The sequence below is a fragment of the Fibrella rubiginis genome (genome assembly GCF_017353185.1).
In the GTDB taxonomy this organism is placed as follows: Bacteria; Bacteroidota; Bacteroidia; order Cytophagales; family Spirosomataceae; genus Fibrella; species Fibrella rubiginis.
Genome location: NZ_JAFMYV010000008.1, coordinates 36,027 through 55,192 on the forward strand (window position 1 = coordinate 36,027; position 19,166 = coordinate 55,192).

General features: G+C 51.2%; 16 protein-coding genes and 1 pseudogene. All 17 read right to left on the reverse strand.

Translation table 11 applies throughout. The features are described from left to right. Positions 1–13 precede the first annotated feature (13 nt). Positions 14–1,354, reverse strand: a complete 1,341-nt coding sequence (gene nuoF, locus J2I47_RS15845) for an NADH-quinone oxidoreductase subunit NuoF (RefSeq protein WP_207365572.1) — start codon at positions 1,352–1,354, stop codon at positions 14–16. 9 nt (positions 1,355–1,363) lie between these two features. Beyond that, positions 1,364–1,867 carry an NADH-quinone oxidoreductase subunit NuoE family protein gene (locus tag J2I47_RS15850; protein ID WP_207365573.1) on the reverse strand — a complete coding sequence of 168 codons (504 nt, stop codon included), beginning with the start codon at positions 1,865–1,867 and terminating at the stop codon, positions 1,364–1,366. A 6-nt stretch (positions 1,868–1,873) separates the two neighbouring features. Next, complete coding sequence (locus J2I47_RS15855; RefSeq protein WP_207365782.1) at positions 1,874–3,118, reverse strand: NADH-quinone oxidoreductase subunit D; 1,245 nt, start codon at positions 3,116–3,118, stop codon at positions 1,874–1,876. A 110-nt stretch (positions 3,119–3,228) separates the two neighbouring features. Continuing rightward, positions 3,229–3,726 carry an NADH-quinone oxidoreductase subunit C gene (locus J2I47_RS15860; RefSeq protein ID WP_207365574.1) on the reverse strand — a complete coding sequence of 166 codons (498 nt, stop codon included), beginning with the start codon at positions 3,724–3,726 and terminating at the stop codon, positions 3,229–3,231. A gap of 83 nt (positions 3,727–3,809) precedes the next feature. Further along, positions 3,810–4,355 (reverse strand): NADH-quinone oxidoreductase subunit B, encoded by a 546-nt coding sequence (locus tag J2I47_RS15865; RefSeq protein ID WP_207365575.1) that lies wholly within the window; start codon positions 4,353–4,355, stop codon positions 3,810–3,812. 20 nt (positions 4,356–4,375) lie between these two features. Beyond that, complete coding sequence (locus J2I47_RS15870) at positions 4,376–4,750, reverse strand: NADH-quinone oxidoreductase subunit A (RefSeq protein ID WP_207365576.1); 375 nt, start codon at positions 4,748–4,750, stop codon at positions 4,376–4,378. Between the two features lie 140 nt (positions 4,751–4,890). After that, positions 4,891–7,110 carry a T9SS type A sorting domain-containing protein gene (locus tag J2I47_RS15875; RefSeq protein ID WP_229374672.1) on the reverse strand — a complete coding sequence of 740 codons (2,220 nt, stop codon included), beginning with the start codon at positions 7,108–7,110 and terminating at the stop codon, positions 4,891–4,893. A 120-nt stretch (positions 7,111–7,230) separates the two neighbouring features. Next, positions 7,231–10,386 carry a T9SS type A sorting domain-containing protein gene (locus tag J2I47_RS15880; protein WP_207365577.1) on the reverse strand — a complete coding sequence of 1,052 codons (3,156 nt, stop codon included), beginning with the start codon at positions 10,384–10,386 and terminating at the stop codon, positions 7,231–7,233. Positions 10,387–10,478: 92 nt separating this feature from the next. Further along, positions 10,479–11,489: a GTPase ObgE gene (obgE, locus tag J2I47_RS15885; protein ID WP_207365578.1), complete on the reverse strand. Its 1,011-nt coding sequence runs from the start codon at positions 11,487–11,489 to the stop codon at positions 10,479–10,481. A 30-nt stretch (positions 11,490–11,519) separates the two neighbouring features. Further along, positions 11,520–12,104: an adenylate kinase gene (locus tag J2I47_RS15890; protein ID WP_207365579.1), complete on the reverse strand. Its 585-nt coding sequence runs from the start codon at positions 12,102–12,104 to the stop codon at positions 11,520–11,522. Between the two features lie 117 nt (positions 12,105–12,221). Continuing rightward, entirely contained in the window at positions 12,222–14,051 is a 1,830-nt protein-coding gene (locus tag J2I47_RS15895) for a tetratricopeptide repeat protein (RefSeq protein ID WP_207365580.1), read from the reverse strand. A gap of 100 nt (positions 14,052–14,151) precedes the next feature. Beyond that, entirely contained in the window at positions 14,152–15,168 is a 1,017-nt protein-coding gene (locus J2I47_RS15900; RefSeq protein ID WP_229374674.1) for a PstS family phosphate ABC transporter substrate-binding protein, read from the reverse strand. A 47-nt stretch (positions 15,169–15,215) separates the two neighbouring features. After that, a pseudogene (locus J2I47_RS15905) lies at positions 15,216–15,740 on the reverse strand (ExbD/TolR family protein). A gap of 371 nt (positions 15,741–16,111) precedes the next feature. Continuing rightward, positions 16,112–16,939 (reverse strand): energy transducer TonB, encoded by an 828-nt coding sequence (locus tag J2I47_RS15910; RefSeq protein WP_207365581.1) that lies wholly within the window; start codon positions 16,937–16,939, stop codon positions 16,112–16,114. A 3-nt stretch (positions 16,940–16,942) separates the two neighbouring features. Continuing rightward, positions 16,943–17,479, reverse strand: coding sequence for an ExbD/TolR family protein (locus tag J2I47_RS15915; protein WP_207365582.1), 537 nt, complete (start codon positions 17,477–17,479; stop codon positions 16,943–16,945). A 112-nt stretch (positions 17,480–17,591) separates the two neighbouring features. Continuing rightward, positions 17,592–18,218 carry an ExbD/TolR family protein gene (locus J2I47_RS15920; RefSeq protein ID WP_207365583.1) on the reverse strand — a complete coding sequence of 209 codons (627 nt, stop codon included), beginning with the start codon at positions 18,216–18,218 and terminating at the stop codon, positions 17,592–17,594. Between the two features lie 68 nt (positions 18,219–18,286). Continuing rightward, positions 18,287–19,120, reverse strand: coding sequence for a MotA/TolQ/ExbB proton channel family protein (locus J2I47_RS15925; protein ID WP_207365584.1), 834 nt, complete (start codon positions 19,118–19,120; stop codon positions 18,287–18,289). Positions 19,121–19,166 lie beyond the last annotated feature (46 nt).

Consider the following 19,166-nt stretch of genomic DNA (forward strand, 5'->3'; position numbering starts at 1 on the left):
GTTAAACCAGCCTTTACGCTAACGCCATCTCACCACGGAAAACGGCGCCGGGTTGGGTAGCCTCGAATGGATTGGTAATATGCCATTCAAACTCTTCGCGGAAATGCCGGATGGCACTGGCAACAGGCCACGCTGCGGCGTCGCCAAGGGGACAAATAGTGTTTCCTTCGATCTTGCGGGCCACATCAACCAGCAGATCAATATCGTGTAGGCTCCCGTGGCCGTGCTCAATGCGATGGAGCACTTTCTCCATCCAGCCAGTGCCTTCACGGCAGGGGCTGCATTGCCCGCAGGACTCGTGGTGGTAGAAACGACTGAAGTTCCAAGTGTTACGCACGATACAGGCTGTTTCGTCGAATACGATAAATCCGCCTGAGCCGAGCATGGTACCGGTCTGAAAACCGCCTTCCGAGAGTGATTCGTAGCTCATCAGGCGGGGTTCGCCGTTAGCCAGTTTCAGTGCCAAACCAGCGGGCAGAATAGGCACCGACGACCCACCGGCGACTAACGCTTTCAGGTGGTGACCGTCGCGGATACCGCCGCACCACTCATCGGAATAGATAAACTCTTCGACCGGAACGCCCAGTTCGATTTCATACACGCCCGGCTTTTTGATATGTCCCGACGCCGAGATCAGTTTGGTACCCGTACTCCGACCAATGCCAATGGCGGCATACGCATCACCGCCGTTGTTCATAATCCAGGGCGTGGTGGCAATCGACTCCACGTTGTTCACCACCGTGGGCGACTGATAAAGGCCCTTCACAGCCGGGAAGGGCGGTTTGTTGCGCGGGTTGCCTCGCTTGCCCTCCAGCGATTCGAGCAAGGCCGTTTCTTCACCACAGATATAAGCACCGCCCCCTGGCTGTACAACCAGTTCCAGATCATAGCCGCTGCCCAGGATATTTTTGCCCAGGAAACCGGCCGCTTTTGCTTCGGCAATAGCTTTCTCCAAAATCTTGATTACGTACATCAGTTCACCGCGCACGTAGATAAACGAGGTATTGGCCCCCAGCGCAAACGACGAAACAATCATTCCCTCGATAAGCAAGTGAGGGATGTTTTTCATCAGATAGTGGTCCTTGAATGTACCCGGCTCCGATTCATCAGCATTGCAGACAAGGTAGCGGGGTACGCCTTCGGGCTTGGCCAGAAAGCTCCATTTCATGCCCATCGGGAAACCTGCACCACCCCGGCCACGAACGCCTGCTTTCTTCACTTCCTCCACCACCGCCTCAGGCGTCATGGTCTTGATCGCCTTTTCAACAGCCGTGTAGCCGCCCTGTTTCCGATACACATCGAAGGTTTCGATGCCGGGAACGTCAATGTGTTCGGTTAATATTTTCTTGCCCATAACGAAAGGTTATTTTGACAGTTCGTCAATAATTTCATCAACGCGCTCATTGGTTAGGTGCATGTAATACTTCTCCCGAATCTGGAAAACGGGACCCATACCACACGCAGCGAGACATTCTACCTCCTTCACCGTAAAGAGACCGTCGGCAGTTGTCTGACCCGCTTCTACACCCAGCTTTTGCTTCAGGTGGGCATACACTTCTTCACCGCCCATGAGGCAGCAAGGGCCAGTCCGACAATATTCAATCACATGCTTACCAACCGGTTCCAGGTGATACATGGTGTAGAATGAAGCTACCTCATATACCTCAATTGGCTGAATATCGAGCATATCTGCTACGTAATCCATGCCTTCTGGGCTGGTCCAGCCTTCCTGTTCCTGCAAAATATGCAACAAGGGCAACAAGGCCGATTTTTGCTTTCCCGCCGGATACTGGGCAATTACGGCCTTCGCCTGCGCCAACCGTTCAGGTGTAAATTCAACGGTACGTGTCGTGTTGGTAGTGGTCATTGGTAGTTACGCGTCCAGTTCGCCAGCGATTACGTTCAGGCTACTCATGATAACGATAGCGTCTGACAGGGTAGTGCCTTTGCACATTTCCGGAAATGCTTGGTAGTAGATAAAACTTGGCCGACGGAAATGCAGCCGGTAAGGAGCGCGGCCACCGTCGCTGATAAGGTAGAAACCCAGTTCACCGTTACCACCTTCTACGGCATGGTACACCTCGCCCACGGGCGCGTCGATTTCACCCATCACAATTTTGAAATGATAGATCAGCGCCTCCATGTTCTTGTATACCTCCTGTTTTGGCGGCAGGTAGTATTCGGGCGCATCGGCGTAGTAAGGGCCTTCGGGAAGGTTATCTAGTGCCTGCTCGATAATGCGCAGACTCTGCCATATCTCTTCGTTCCGGACCATGAAGCGATCATACGTATCACCATTCTCGCCCACCGGGATCTCAAACTCAAAGTCTTCATACGACGAGTACGGATTCATCACGCGTACGTCGTAGTCAACGCCGGCAGCGCGGAGGTTCGGCCCCGTAAAACCGTAGTTCAAGGCACGTTCGGCAGTAATTGGCCCCACGTCGACCACGCGGTCCATGAAAATACGGTTGCGGTTGAAGAGCTTTTCGAACTCTTTCATCACCGGCGGAAAGTCCTTAAGAAACTTCCGAATCTTCCGAATGGCCTCAGCTGACAAATCGCGCTCCATGCCACCAATCCGACCCATGTTGGTAGTCAGACGGGCTCCACACATCTCTTCGTAGATTTCGTAGATATGTTCGCGCTCTTCAAACAGGTACAAAAAACCCGTAAACGCGCCGGTATCTACGCCCAAGATACCGTTGCAAATGAGGTGGTCCGAGATACGGGCCAGTTCCATCATGATCACCCGGATGTAATCGGCACGTTTCGGAGTTTTCACCCCCAGTAGTTTCTCCACGGTCATCATCCAACCCAGGTTGTTGATCGGCGACGAACAGTAGTTCATCCGGTCGGTCAGGGTGGTAATCTGGTAGAAAGGGCGGCGTTCGGCAATTTTTTCAAACGCCCGGTGGATGTAGCCGATTGTCTGCTCACCCGACACGATTTTCTCACCATCCATTTGCAGAATGTTCTGAAAAATACCGTGCGTGGCAGGGTGCGTTGGCCCTAAATTCAGGGTGGTCAGTTCGTTGACGTACTGAATCGGCCCCTCTGGGGTAGCAGGGGTATTACGTGCCCCCACGGCATCAATGCTAAGATCTTCAGTTGTCATCATAAAAGGAGTTTACTGTTTACCGTTTGCTGTCTTCTGTTGGCTTGCGCGAGAGCAACACGCTGGCGCAAGCCAACAGAAGACAGCAAACGGTAAACAGAAGACTGTATTTATCGCCCAAAGAGGGCATCAATTTTGTCTTCGCGGGTGCCGTCTTCCAGCGGATACTGTTTGCGCATGGGATGGTAATCCATCTCTTCCATGTTCAAGATCCGGGTCAAGTTGGGATGTCCGTCGAATAAAATGCCGAAGTAATCAAACGTTTCGCGTTCCATCCAGTTAGCCGACGAATATAATACCGTTGCTGAGGGTACATGGATGTCGGCCTCCGACAAAAACACTTTAATTCGAATTCGGAAATTGTTGACCAGACTATGCACGTGATACACCACGCAAAACTCCTGACCAGCGTTGTCGGGGTAATGGACACCCGTTAAGTCGGTCAGGAACGACATTTTGTACGTTTTGTGGTCTTTCAGGTACTGGAGCATCGGGATGATCTGCTCACGCGTGGTAGTCAGCGTCAGCAAACCAAATGGCTCATCAAGGTCGGTGACATAGTCGCCAAATTGGCGAACAAGCTCCTGGGCAACTTCCTGGTTAGTCATGGATTAATGGGCTAAAGAGTGAAAGAGCGCTTGTGTTGCTACACACCAAGACAAACGCTTTTCACTCTTTAGCTCTTTCACAATTACTGTATTCCGTATGAATTGAGCAGCAGTTGATATTCCTCGGTGTTACGGCGCCGGGTAGACTCGTTGCGAGCCATTTCCTGAATTTGCATTAAACCGTCTATTACCTGTTCGGGGCGGGGTGGGCAACCCGGAATGTACACGTCGACGGGAATGATCCGATCAATACCTTGAAGCACGCTGTACGTGTCAAAAATACCGCCGCTACTAGCGCAGGCACCCATGGCAATCACCCAGCGGGGTTCAGCCATTTGCAGGTACACTTGCTTCACAATTGGGGCCATTTTCTTGGCGATGGTACCCATCACCATTAGCAGATCGGCCTGCCGGGGTGAAAAACTGGGGCGCTCAGAACCGAAGCGGGCGAAATCATAGTGCGAGGCCATAGAAGCCATGAATTCAATACCGCAACATGAGGTAGCAAACGGCAATGGCCAAAGCGAATTGGCACGAGCCATACCCACCACTTTATCGAGCGAGGTGGCAAAGAACCCAGCGCCTTCATGGCCTTCGGGTGCTTCAACCATTTTAACATTTGACGTCATCGTGTGTTTGTTGATACTGTTTATTCCCACTTCAAAACACCCTTGCGAATCACGTAATAAAACCCGGCCAGCAGCAAGCCCATAAACAAGACCATCTGAATGAATCCCTCCTGACCCAGTTGCATAAAATTCACTGCCCAGGGGTACATAAAGATCACCTCAACGTCGAACAGGACGAAAAGAATAGCGACCAGAAAGTATTTGATTGAAATGGGGGCACGGGCATCACCCTGTGTTGGAATACCGCACTCGAAAGGGTCGTCTTTCTTGACGCTATGGCGTTTAGGGCCAATATTGTGTGTCACCAGCATAGTGACAACAATGAACCCCAAAGCCAGACTTAACTGAATAAAAATAGGGATGTAATCAGAGGGCAAATACGACGCTGTATTCATAGAGAGCAGGGACAAAAACGACCGCAAGTTAGCTATAAAACGAACATAGTTGGCGGCAGTTCGGTGCCATCCCATACGGTAAAAGGCCATAAAAAAGCCCTCCATCAGAGGGCTTTTGGCTGTTTGTGTATAAGATTACCCTACGGCACAACCAACACCCGACGAGCCACGTTGAACCCCTGCGACCGTACCCGGACAATGTATTGACCGGCGGTGAGTCCCTGCACGTTGATGACTTTCCGTTCGTTAAATGATGCTACTTTTGCCGAATAGACCGTCTGCCCCGTCAGCGTAGCAATGGTGATGTCAGCATTCTGCAAATCTTCAACAGTTTCAATGGCAATAACCCCGTTTGCCGAGGGGTTGGGGTACACGTTCATACCACCACCAGCATCATTGGCTGTGTACTGCAGCTCATTTGAAAAGCCTGAATAACATGTGATGCTGCTTCCAGGTAGTGTAAACACAGCTTTGGCTCTGGCCGAATATGGCCCTGAAATGACAGCCTTGGCTGTGGGGCCATTCTGATTGTTCAAAAATTGGGTGCCCCGCCGCCAGTCGAACTGCTCGTTGTTAGGAAAACCCGGTAGGTTAGCCTGTAGCGTAAACGCACCGACCTGCTCAATGGTAGGTGTAATCAGACGGGGCCGCACGACCAATGAGATACCCGACGACGTAGACGACTTACAGCCGTATGTGTTAACCGCCTGTACTGAATATGTACCTGCCGTGGCAATAGTCAAGGTTCGTTGTGTGCTGCCGTTGCTCCACACTGCCTGCGACTGAGGGCCTACGTTGGCCACAAGAGACAACACCGAATCGGCACAAACCTGCTGCTGAGCCGCCGCTACGGCGGTACCCTGCTGCGCTACCGAGACTGTAGGTACAGCCGGCTGAATGGGATTGCTTACCTCTACGACCGGCGATAGGTAAGTGTTGCCAGAACCATCTTTCAACTTGGCCTGATACAAGCCAGGTTGGGTGATTGTAAGCGCTCGGCCCGTTTGGCCCGTACGCCATTCATAGCTCTGATATCCCGACGGCAGGCTAACCGACACGCTGTTGTTGGTTGGTCCGCAGTTGACCGTGGCCACTGGTTGTGCCTGCGGCAGCAAAGGAATAGATGCCGCAAAAAACACCGGACTCATACTCTCATACCAAGCCTGCGCTAATTGCAACAGCCCATCGCCCGAAAAGTGAATGCCATCGGGCCGGTTTGGCTGGATGACGTCGGTGAATGGCCCCGCATACACGTTGTTATTAAATGTGTTGATAACCGACGTCTGAGCGGCAATAAACTTGGGACTATTAATATAGGTGTATCCGCAGGCCTTTTCGCAGTCTTTATTGCCTTTACAACCGCTGATACAATTCCCATCGGGGAAGCCAATTCTCGAGGAACGGGCCAATATCCAGGCTGGATAACGACGGGTGTCGGAACGGGTTTTGTCAACCAGGCTTTGCATGGCAGCCCGGTACTCCTCCTGCGTGAATTTTAAGGCGTCATTATTCTGATCAAGCAGGTTATCATTCTCACCCTGTTGCCATAAAACGGCCCGCATGCCCTGCAATGAACAATAGTAGCGTAGTGCAATACGCAAATTGGCGTAGGGCATTCCCTTAGGAAAGTACTCGTTGGGCGTGCCAAGGGCAAAAATATTCTTCGTGAGCTTGTCATCGAAGCTTTCGATCCAGTTCCGAATCGATGTTGCCTCCCAGGCTGTATTAATAAATAAAACAGGAACATTATACTGCTGAGCCAGCAGATCGCCCAGTTTACCCCAGCACCAAGCGCTTTGACCCCGAGGGCCAATGATTGAATTGGCGCTCAACTGCTCAAACGTTGGAGCGGGTGGATCGGCAAGTGAGCTGGCAGCTATATTGTTGTACGTGACGCAGTTAACCCGATCATCGGCTGCAGAGGCAGCACCGTAGTCTAAAAAGCCTTGGGCATTAGACTGGCCGGTGATAATGAACACCTCGCCAATACCCACTTTACGGATTACGTCCTGCGCAATGACTTTGCCGCCCTGAAAGGCCTGTACCTCCAGCCGGTACCAGCCGCCTGTGCCCCGTACTGCACCCTGAAATACGCTACCCTGAGGGTTCCGCTGAAAAGTAGTCCAGTTGGTATTGATGCCCTGTCCGGTTACTTCAGCCACCAGACGTCCCTGCAAACTATCAACGGCCTGGTAGTAGGTACCCGACAAAAAGATGGTGCTGGTATTATCGTTGTTTCGCTGAAAAACGGCCCGACTTTCGGGGTATGTAATCTTAATTCCCGTCTGAGCCAGCACACTCGTGGTCGACAGGCCAACTAAACATGCGTATAAAATCCGACGCATACACGTTCGTTTCATGAGTAGGTTGATACAGGTACGGACAAGTACTATGCCGGTCTCACACCGATCGGTGTACACGTACCATGCCATTAATCCGGTCTTTCGGACCGTAAAAGTAACGCAAATTGCCCATTATTATTACTGACCAATCTGGATGCGCTTTGATGTCTTTAGCCCGGTCGCCTGTAACTGCAGAATGTATGGACCCGGCGCCAGCATATATAACTGGAGTTGTTTTCGCTCGCCCAGGGTGGTTGCGTCTGTCTGATAAACCTGCTGGCCCGAGAGAGTGTATATGACAATAACTGCATTCGACAGATCTTCCAGAGTCTCAATCAAAAAGTTACCATCCAGGCTGGGATTTGGGTATATGCTCAAGGTCTCGCCATTAGCGGGCAACACAAAATCGTAGGGAGCGGAGGGAAGTGACAGACAAACCAGCGCAGACGAATAGGTATTGGCTGTGCGAACCGTATACTGACCAGCCTGCGTTACCCGGATCTGGGCCGTAGATACCATCAACGAATCCTGGCCACGCCGCCAGTAGTACCGTTCATTGGCAGGTGCCCCGCTGGCCTGCAACAAAAATGTACCAACCTGTTGTAGCGTTGGTGCGGCAGGCCGTGCACGCGTAGCGGTTAGAATAAGCCCGCTGTTGGTTGAAAGGCACCCATTGTTGTCACGTGTGCGGGCACTATACGTGCCCCCCTGCCGAACTATCAGCGTTTGTGTTGAGTCGCCGGTAGACCAGAGAGTGCGAAATGGCGAACTGGATTGCAGTGTCACAAAATCACCTTCGCAAAAGATGAGTGATCCTTTCGTACTAATGGTGGGTGGGCTGGGCAGTGGATTCACCACCACATTGACCGTGTTGGACAGAGCCGACAGGCAGTTAAAGCTGTTGCGGGTGCGTACGCTATAGGTGCCCGCCGTGCTCACGTTGATGCTGCGGGTGGTCTGCCCGTTGCTCCACTCATAGCTGGCCTCCTGGCTGGCCGTGAGCGTGACCGACTCGTTGGCGCAGAAGGTGGTCTTGCCGCTGGCCGTCAGCTGGGGCGGGGCAGGCAGGGGGTTGACCGTCACCCCCACCGTCGAGGAGGTGGGCGAGGTGCAGCCGTTGGCGTCGGTGATCCGGAGCGAGTAGTTGCCCGCCTGCCCTACGGTGATCTTTTGTGTCCGCTCGCCGTTGCTCCACTCATAGGCCGCCGCCGGGCTGCTGGCCAGCACCGTGTTGTCGCCCTGACAGAAGGTCGTTGCTTTCTCGGCGTTGACGCTTGGCGCGGCGGGCAGGGCATTTACAACGACCACTGCACTGTTAGACGGGTTCGAGAGGCAGTTAAAGCTGTTGCGGGTGCGTACGCTATAGGTGCCCGCCGTGCTCACGTTGATGCTGCGGGTGGTCTGCCCGTTGCTCCACTCATAGCTGGCCTCCTGGCTGGCCGTGAGCGTGACCGACTCGTTGGCGCAGAAGGTGGTCTTGCCGCTGGCCGTCAGCTGGGGCGGGGCAGGCAGGGGGTTGACCGTCACCCCCACCGTCGAGGAGGTGGGCGAGGTGCAGCCGTTGGCGTCGGTGATCCGGAGCGAGTAGTTGCCCGCCTGCCCTACGGTGATCTTTTGTGTCCGCTCGCCGTTGCTCCACTCATAGGCCGCCGCCGGGCTGCTGGCCAGCACCGTGTTGTCGCCCTGACAGAAGGTCGTTGCTTTTTCGGCGCTGACGCTTGGCGCGGCAGGTATTGGATTAGACGTAACCTTTACTGTGTTTGACTTAAACGTGCAGCCGCTAACATCTTTGTAGCTGACAGAATAATCGCCAGTCGTGTTTACCGAAATAGATGGCTCCGTACTGCCAGTGCTCCAGGTGTTGTTGACGGGATAGCTGCTGGTGAGTTGCACCGAACCACCTTGGCAAAAGGCGGCAGCACCATTTGTTTGAATAATAGGCGCGTTAGATACCGTCAGATAAGGGGTATAGTGTACGTAGCCTAGAGGATCTTTCACCTTAGCCCGCACTACCTGGCCCGATGTTTTGGTAATACTTTTTCCATTCTCGCCCGACTCCCATGTGACATTATCATAATTAGTTACGGTGAAATTGACAGCGTTGCCACCAGGGCAGCTTACAGTGACAATGGGCACCGGGCTGGGCGTAACAGGCGTGATACTGCTCAACAGCGCGTCAGTCAGACTAGTGTTCCAGGCAGCAGCTAACTCACGTAAGCCCCCGTTGTCGAAGTGAATAGGATCGTTATAGGGTGGCCGCGCCCGCGGAATTTGTATTGCTTCTGTATTTGGTCCTGCATATACGCCGTTCCCGGCGGCGATCACATCGTTTTGGGCACCAATAATATTGGGGTTAGACTTGAGTGCATCGTCGTACGATGCTCGCGCAACAACCCACGACAGGTTCTTTCCGGAATTGATTCGACTCTGTTTGACGAGTGTGTTGAGCCGGTCGGCATATTGGCTTCTAGAGGTCGAAAAAGCATTGTCAGTTTCGCCCTGGTGCCATAAAATAGCCCGCATACCCACCAGACTAACGTAGCTGGTCAAGGCAATTTGTAGCGAAGCATAAGGCTGACCGCGTTGATAATAAGCGGGAATATAGTCACTTAGGGTTGGTTTCCCCTGCGAACTTTCGGCCCAGTTTCGAACCGATGTACCCAGAAATGCGGCATTAAAAAATAAGATGGGCACGTTTAATCGTTGCGCCAATAAATCACCCAGATTACCCCAGCACCAGGAGCTAAATCCGCGGGGGGCAATACGATTATTACCATTAAGCTGGCTAAACACTGGATAGGGAGCATCAGCAGGATATTGCTCAGGTTGGTAGTCATAATTGACTGCATTAACCCGGTCATCCAGAGCAGGCTCTGTTTCGCCCCGGATACCCTGTGCGTTTGATTGACCGGCGATAACAAACACCTCCCCCACGCCAACACGCTCAACAGTTTGCCGGGCCACTTCATCATTGCCCCGCATAAAGCGCACAATAAGATCATACCAGCCGCCCTGTACGGTCAGTTGAGCGTTGAAAACTCCCCCTTGCGGGTTGTCTACAATTGTTTGAAAGTCAGTTGTAAACCCTTGTCCATTCGTGCGGGCTACTACACGCGCTTCAATGCGGGTTACGGGTATAGAGTATGTACCCGTGATTGGGACGGATGCACTATTGGCGTTACTCCGTTGGAAAACGGCTCGGGTTATAGGAAAAGCAACCTGCGTCTGCGCCTGAACCTGACTGATTAGACCAACACTAAAAAATAACAGATAAAGTATTGATGATGCATTCATGAGTTGGGTAATCCGCCGGTAGACTTATATGTACCTGACAAGTCAGCCGTTGCGAAGAAAGTAAATTCACGTTGAGGTAGAGAGGGGAAAAGTTATTCGTCTGTTGCACTTGGTTGGTTAAGCGTTTGCCAGAGCAAGTCTTTCAATTCGCCTAAACCACGTTGTTGCACAGACGAAATAAACACAGTTGGTATGTTTTTGGGTAGGCAATCTTTTATACGGTCAAGTTCTATGTCGTCTGCAAGGTCAATTTTGGTAACAGCCAATACTCTTGTCTTATCAGCTAGTTCAGGATTGAAGGCTACTAACTCATTGGATAGAATTGCATATTCAGCCGCAATATCCTCACTGCTGGCGGGAATCATGAAGAGCAACACCGAATTACGTTCAATGTGGCGCAAAAAGCGCAGGCCAAGCCCTTTACCTTGCGAAGCACCTTCTATGATGCCTGGAATGTCGGCAATAACAAACGATTTGTAGTCGCGGTAGGCCACTACCCCTAAATTGGGCACTAACGTTGTGAACGGATAATCAGCTATTTCGGGACGAGCGGCAGATAATACAGAAAGCAATGTTGATTTGCCTGCGTTTGGAAAGCCAACCAGGCCTACGTCTGCTAACAGTTTCAGTTCCAGCACAATCCAGGCTTCCTGACCTTCCTCACCGGGTTGCGAATAATGTGGAGCCTGCTGGGTAGGCGTCTTAAAATGGGTGTTGCCCAGACCTCCCCGTCCGCCGGGAAGTAGAATGATTTCCTGACCTTCCTCGGTCAGTTCAGCCATTATTTCGTTGGTTTCAGCATTCCGGGCTATAGTACCCAGTGGAACGTCGAGGTAAACGTCTTCACCTTCAGCACCGGTTCGGCGGCCGCCTTCGCCGCCTTTGCCCGCATCAGCTTTTATATGTTTACGGTACTTAAGGTGTAGTAGGGTCCAGTGCTGGTTGTTTCCGCGTAGAATAATGTGCCCACCTCGCCCACCGTCGCCACCATCGGGACCACCTTTTGGTACGTGTTTTTCCCGACGAAAGTGCAGTGAACCTGCTCCCCCATGCCCCGACCGGCAATTAATTTTTACGTAATCAATAAAGTTGGATGATGCCATATTGTTTGAATACGGCCATCAGCAAGGCGGTCAACTAAGCTGTGCCAGCTCAATTTGTTGGCATATCGAGGCAAATATTTCTTCGATTGTGCCAATGCCGTTGATGGCCGCAAATTTGCCCTGTTGCTCATAGTAGCTGGCAACAGGGGCTGTTTTTTCATTATATTCAGTAACCCGGCGGCGAATGGTTGCCTCATCCTGGTCATCAGGCCGACCCGAGGACATTCCTCGAATCAGTAATCGACGCGTCAACTCTTCCTGATCTACAACCAGCGCCACCATGGTTGTAATACCTGTATTATGCTGAGCCAGTAGCTGGTCGAGTGCTTCCGCCTGTTTGACCGTTCGAGGGAAGCCATCAAAAATAAAGCCGGCGGCACTTTCTCCGTGTTCCGTCAACTTCGACTCAATCATGCCAATAACGACCTCATCAGGCACTAATAAGCCCTGATCCATCAACAATTTAGCCCGAAGCCCCAATTCTGTACCGCTTGCAATCTGCGAACGCAGCAGATCACCTGTCGATAGGTGCACTAAGTGGTATTTCTGAATCAGGTATTCGCTTTGGGTGCCTTTGCCAGCACCTGGCGGACCAAACAGTACAAGATTAAGCATACAGGAAAACGGGTAGATAAGACGAAGGTGTCGTGGGTATAAGCGGCGACAAAAGTACAAAACAAGAGGGCGCGGACAAACTTGCCCGCGCCCTCCTCACTGAATCAGCCTAATTAACTATTTAGCAGAGCCTTTCTTAGGCGTAGCACCCTTGGCTGGCGTTGTTGCTTTAGCCGGTGTTGTGCCTCTGGGCGTACCACCACGAACTGGCGTTGTGCCCGTGGCCGATGGGGTTTTTGCTCCTTCCAGATACTCTTTCGCTTCTTTGTCATTTGGATCTAGCTCAAGCACCTTGGCAGCGTACGACTTCGCTTTGGCGTCGTCTTTCCGGGCAATGCTATTTGAGATCAGATAACGATAAGAAGGGATAAGGTACTTCTTATAGGTCTCCTTCTTGGCAGAATCAGGCTCGGCAGTGGCCTGTTCAATAAACCGTTCGTAGAAAGGCACCGGCGCGCCGCTTGCTAAAACAACTTCCCGTGGGCTGGCATAATAGTTCGACTGACCACGGTAGTAATAAGCTACAGGGTATGTCTTACCATCCTTCTCAACCATCTCGGCCAATTTGGCAAACGCAGAATCAGCCTGCATGAAATATTGCTTCTTCAGTATCCGCTGCTGAGCCGTGTCGGCCACCACTTTGGCAATCTGGAAGCCATATTGGTAATTGGCCAATCCCAAGTTCAAGTAATCGTTTGAGGTTGGCTTTTTATCACTGGCGATGGCCTTCTTGTAGTAGTCAGCAGCCTTGTCGAAACGCTTGGTTGCCTTATACTTTTCGGCGATGTCCTTATAGAGGTTCTCTGTGGTATCCTGTGGTGCTGCCTTCTCCAGGTTCACAATACTCAACGAGTCTCCTTCAGGTGTACCCAACTGACCATATGCCCGACCCAGATACTTGTAATCGTCGAAGATCACTTTGTTAGGAGCAGACGCAATAAACTTGTTTAACGAAGCCACAGCCTGATCATTACGACCCAGCGCCAGACTCGACCAGCCTGTCATCCGGTCAATGATAGGATCTTTCACCTGCCCTTTTAGCTTATCGAGGTAATCCAGCGATTTCAGGTGATCTCCAGCCAGGAAGTAGTACTTCGCCACGTTGAGCAACAGCTCTGGGTCTTTCGTACCGCTTTTCTGCACATATGTGTCATAAATGCTCGATGCCTTCTTGTAAGCTCGTGATCCTACTAGTGCATCGGCATAAGCCCGGTATGTTGGAGCAAATTCCGGGTCAGCAGCAATGGCTTTCTCAAAGTACTCCTGCGATTTGGCGTATTGCTTCGAGCGCAAAAACAGTTGACCAATTTTGGCATTTGCCTCAGCTTTGGTCGTGTTGTTGGCTGCTCCGGCCAGTGGTCCATCAATCACATCTTCGTACCGGCTTACAGCAGGACCGCCTTCATTTCTCAATGTATAGGCATCACCCAACGTCATAGGAATTTCGACGTTCGCGTTTTTCTTATCCAGAACTTTGGCCCTTTCCAGAAACTCAATGGCCCGAGCAGGATCGTTGGCCCCTGACGCACCTTCAAACAAGGTGTACATTTCACCAGCGCGGTAAAGCACGTCGCCATTTTTACCTTTCGTAGCGGCAACAGCTTCGTCCGTTTTAGCCTTGGCTGTGTTCAAATCTTTCTTCGCCAGCGCCACCCCTGCCAAACCAACGTTATTAAGCTGGTTCTTAGGGTCGGCGGCCAATCCTTTTTCGAAGGCCGCTTTTGCCTCATCAACCTTGCCAGTTTTCAGCAGGAAATAGCCCAGATAAAATTGGTTGTCGGCAGTTGGGGCCGATGTAGCCAGCTGACGAAACGTCTGTTCTGCCTTTGGGATGCGCTCTGCCTCAAGGTCTTTTAGGCCAGACTGGATGTCCTGACCAAGCGCAGGCACGAATGCAACAGCGCCCATGAACAGGGTCGCCAGCATCACTTTTTTGGGTTGGTTCATTCGTATTCGTAGGTTGGAGAAAAAATCGTAAGGTTGTTCCTCTTGGTTAAAACAAGGCGCAAAAGTAAAAAATTGCGCTCAAACAGAAAAAAAGCACTGTCTACTTAAGCTGGACTTCCCGATTATATGGTACTCTAGGCCATAATCCTAATTTTTCGACCAGCAACCGGCCAGAATCGCGCACCAGATAATTGGTGAGACCTCCTCCCAGACCGGGATGAGCCTCGCGACTTACCATATACACATCACGCCAAAGGGGATACAGCTTCAAGGCCAAGTCGCGCTGAAAGGGTTGGTGATAATCGTCGCGTATCTGCGGATTTGCTTTCGACGAAAGACCAATAACCCGAATATCTTTCGACAAAGCCGCCGATACCGGACCATCACCGTCGCTTATCCAGTTCACACCAATGAAGCCCATTGCCGTTGGATGTGTGCGTACATAGTCAATCACGCCCTTGTTCGACTTAGCCGTGTAGATCGATAACCCGTTGACACTCTTAAGTCCAAATCGCTGCATCACGTGATCCAGATTACTCGAGTTCGGATTGTCGAAGACCAGCGTGATGGGGCCGCTTTGATTGCCCCCTTTTAACTGCGACCAGTTATTGATCTGTTTGTTAAAAACGCCCCGTAGCTCGTTCATGGTCATCAGACTGTCGAAGTTTGCCTTGCTGGTAATGATTGCCACACCATCGGTAGCCAGAAGCGTAGCAGAGCCGGTAATTTTTTCGTTATCAAGGCTTCGCTGCTCATTAGCCGTCAATCTGCGCGACACAATACAAAGTCTGGCTTTATCTTCAAGCATTAGACGAATTGCCTCCCGTTCAGGTTTAAAGACGAGATCAAATTTTGTTCGTGGATAGAGCAATTCATACGTCCTGGTAATCTCTACAGTTAATGGCTCGTATGATTCGTCGGCGGCAATGGTAATACGTCCCTGAGAAGGGCTGTCTAGTTTCTTTTCCTCTTTGCACCCATTCAGCCCAAGGGCAAGAAAGACAAAACCAACAATCAGGTATCTGGACAATGTTGTTTTTAAGTAAGGCATGGTACCATTGTTTGGGCGTTCAGCTGCTGCTAAAACGATTGCTTCTCCCCAACGTTCAATAGACAAAAAAGGTTAGACGTTGCTTCGGGCTCGTCGTCATTTCCAGTACAGGGCTATGGAGCTAGTTTAACTTTGTCTTTGAGCAGGGCCTTCTCGTCGGGCGTCAGTTCGTCCACCAGCGCATAGCGCTTGAGCTTGATGACAGCCATGTCATCCAAGACGTCTACCATGTTCTTGTAGGTCGACTCCTTGGTGGGCTTCAAGACCAGCACAAACTTCTCGCCGCCCACCTTAGCCACGTTGTCCATGACAGCCTTGCGAAAGTCGTAGCCCATCGAGACGGTCTTGACTTCGGGGTCTTCGCTGGCGGCCTTGCCGAAGATGTAGTGGGCCTAGTTGTCCTTGCCCAGAAACACCGTCATTACGTTCGAGGCCTTGATCGGCTCTGTTATTCCACCTTCCTGATCAGGAGCATTATAGACCATTGCTCTTGGCTTGCTGAGGGTGGTAGCCAGAATAAAGAAGGTAATGAGCAGGAACCCAAGGTCAACCATCGGCGTCATGTCGACGCGCGTTGAGGCCTTCTTGGACCGTACCTTATCATTTCTCAACGTCCCATTTGCCTGTATGGCTGCCATAATTTTTTAGGTTGTTGCTTAACAGCTTGATGCAACAACAATACAGATTCCACAAGCGCAAAAAAGACCTGCCTTCGCTATCTGTCAATAGCTGAATAGCAGGTCTTTTCAGGTGATTCGGTCAGGCTAATACACGTACCTGTACGATCTATTGTTCGCGAAATCGTTGTATGGCCCTATAGCCTCTGAAAGCTCCGTAGGCAAGTAACAACGCAGCCAGTACATACCGAAGAGGACCAGCCAGTATGTCGATCCCAAAAGACTGAGAGGAGGCGATCAGTGCGATGCCTCCTCCCAAATATGCTATCGCTGCCACCACTGACAAGTATAACGTCAGTTGGTCTGCAATGCGATTATCGTCGCGATTCATCTTATTCCAACTGGAAGCTAATCGGCAGGTTATACTTCACCCGGACCGACCGACCCGACTGCTTACCTGGTTTCCAGCGTGGCATTGATTTTACCACACGAATGGCCTCTTCATCAGTACCAAAGCCGAGGCCTTTCAGTACCTGCGCATCTGTGATCGACCCGTCGGTGTTTACGGTGAAGCTTACGAACACTTTACCCGAAATGTTGGCCCGCTGAGCGGCAGCCGGATACTTAATGTTCTTGCCTAGCCATGCATACATAGCAGCCGTACCACCCTGGAATTCGGGTTGTTGCTCAACCACCGTAAAGACTTCGTCGTCTTTAGGCGCGGGGGCTTCAACCACTACCTCGGCTTTGGTAGGTCCTGCCGACTCTTCAGGAGCAGCAATTACTTCTTCAGCGTTGGGATCACCTTCCTGCGTTTTTTCGGCTGCAACGGCCTCCTTCAGTTCTTCCACGGCGGGTGGTGGCGTCTCTTCAGGCACCTCTTCGTCGGGTTTTACTTCAGGTGGCAGAAATTTCACCGTATTCACCTTCGGCAATTCGACCGGTGGTGGTGGTGGTGGTGGTGGCTCATTGGGATCGATGGGTGGTGGAGGGAGTTTCATTAAATCCACTTCCACCATCGCCTCTTCCTTTTGTTCTGGCGTCAACACTTTGATCAGTGTAGGACCAACCAGCGCAAGGCCCATAAGCGCAGCACCAATAATCAGCGCACGCGTAACAATGCGTGGGTATTCTTTCCGAAGCGCATAGGCACCATAGTCCTTGTTCCGGTTTGCAAACACGATATCATCGAGCGTTGCATTGTTTGGAGTTTCTGCCATGGCTTATATGATCAGTTTAACTTTGTCTTTGAGCAGGGCCTTCTCGTCGGGCGTCAGTTCGTCCACCAGCGCATAGCGCTTGAGCTTGATGACAGCCATGTCATCCAAGACGTCTACCATGTTCTTGTAGGTCGACTCCTTGGTGGGCTTCAAGACCAGCACAAACTTCTCGCCGCCCACCTTAGCCACGTTGTCCATGACAGCCTTGCGAAAGTCGTAGCCCATCGAGACGGTCTTGACTTCGGGGTCTTCGCTGGCGGCCTTGCCGAAGATGTAGTGGGCCTGGTTGTCCTTGCCCAGAAACACCGTCATTACGTTCGAGGCCTTGATCGGCTCTGTCTCTTCCGTTTTTGTTTTATCCGGTACGTTCAGCGTCATCGATGATGGCTTGCTGAGGGTGGTAGCCAGAATAAAGAAGGTAATGAGCAGGAACCCAAGGTCAACCATCGGCGTCATGTCGACGCGCGTTGAGGCTTTCTTGGACCGTACTTTACCCCCTCCTTTCTTACCACCACCTCCACCGGTGTTAATTTCTGCCATGAGGGAAAATAAGTTTAATGGTTAAGACCTGTTTTGCTGTCTCTTAGTTCCTGGATGCAGATTCAGTACAGATTCCACACGAAATAAAAGCAGAACAACAAAACAGTCGCAATTAGTCTGCTTTCCAGCCAGCCGGTGGCGCTTCCGTGCCGGTGATCAGGTTGAACTTATTAATGTTCTGTGCCTGCAACGTGGCCAGCACGTTTTTAAAACCGGGAAATTTAGCCAGATTATCACCTTTCAGCGCAATCCGCAAGTTGTTATTGGCCTTCCGGGCATTATAAACCCACTCTTTCAACTCATTGGTAGGGCCAGCCCCCGTGGTATCGGTTGGGATTCCAGGCTGCTTAAGTTTACCCTTCTGTTCGTTTGACAGGTTCAGAAAAGAACGGAGCTGAGCAATGGGCATACCGAAGTTGCTCAATAGCGAAAACTCTTTCTTTTCCTTATCAGTAAACGAAATGCCTTTTGCTGAAGCGATATTTTCGAGCATGGCAATTCGAGTTGGCTGACCATCAATACCGAAGTAAACTTTACCTGTTTTGTCCAGCGAGATGATCATGATGTCTTTGTCCGGCACCTTAATGCTGGAGATAGACGAAGGCGTTTCGATCGTAGCGGCATCCTGCGACCGGAACTGAGCGGTCAGAATGAAGAAGGTGAGCAGCAGGAACGCTACGTCACACATCGCCGTCATATCGACCGTTGAACTGGCCCGTTTAACTTTAACTTTTGGCATTGGATCGTTCGTTACGGTTTACCCACCCGTCTGGGCAGGTAAACCAGTTTAATAACGTAAACGGTGGCTTAATTGTGCGCAGCAAAGTTCTGCTGGATGCTCAAGCCAATCTCGTCAATATTGTAAGTCAGCGTATCGATGCGGCTCGTGAAGTACGAGTACATGATGGTAGCCAGGGCAGCCGTACCGATACCAATAGCCGTGTTTACTAGGGCTTCAGAGATACCGGTAGACAGGGCACCTGTGTCGGGCTGGCCCGTAGCACCCATGGCAGCGAAGGCACGAATCATACCCAATACCGTTCCAAGCAGGGCGATCAGGGTAGATACTGAAGCCAGTGTGGCAATGATAGTCAGGTTTTTCTCCAGCATGGGCAGTTCCAAGGTAGTAGCTTCTTCAACTTCCTTCTGGAGAGCAACCAGCTTTTGCTCTTTGTTCAGACCGGTGTCTGTAGCTAGTTGCTGGTATTTCAACAGGGCAGTTTTCACTACGTTACCAATTGACCCTTTCTGCTTGTCGCACTCAGAGATAGCGGCGGCTACTTCATTACGGTCGAGCAATGATTTGATCTTACGTACAAACTCATCAATTGATCCCGAACCGTTAGCCCGCCCGATAGTGATAAAGCGTTCGATTGAAAAGACCAGTACGCAAAGCAGGCATGTAAAGAGAAAAGGTACGATAAAACCACCTTTGTAAACAGTACCTACATAATCACCCGGGATTGGTTCTTTTGCATTGTCACCACCCTGGAAGTGGCTACCGTCTCCGAAGAAGAGGTGAAACGCCAGTTCGGCCAGAATGAACAGGATCGGAATGACAAACACCGGATTTAAACCACCTGACGATTTCTTAGGTGCGGCTGCCTTTGCGGGTGCTGGGGATGCAGATTGTGTCTTCATTGAACTGTGTACTGTTGGGGTTGAATTGAAAGTTAGGTTTTGAACG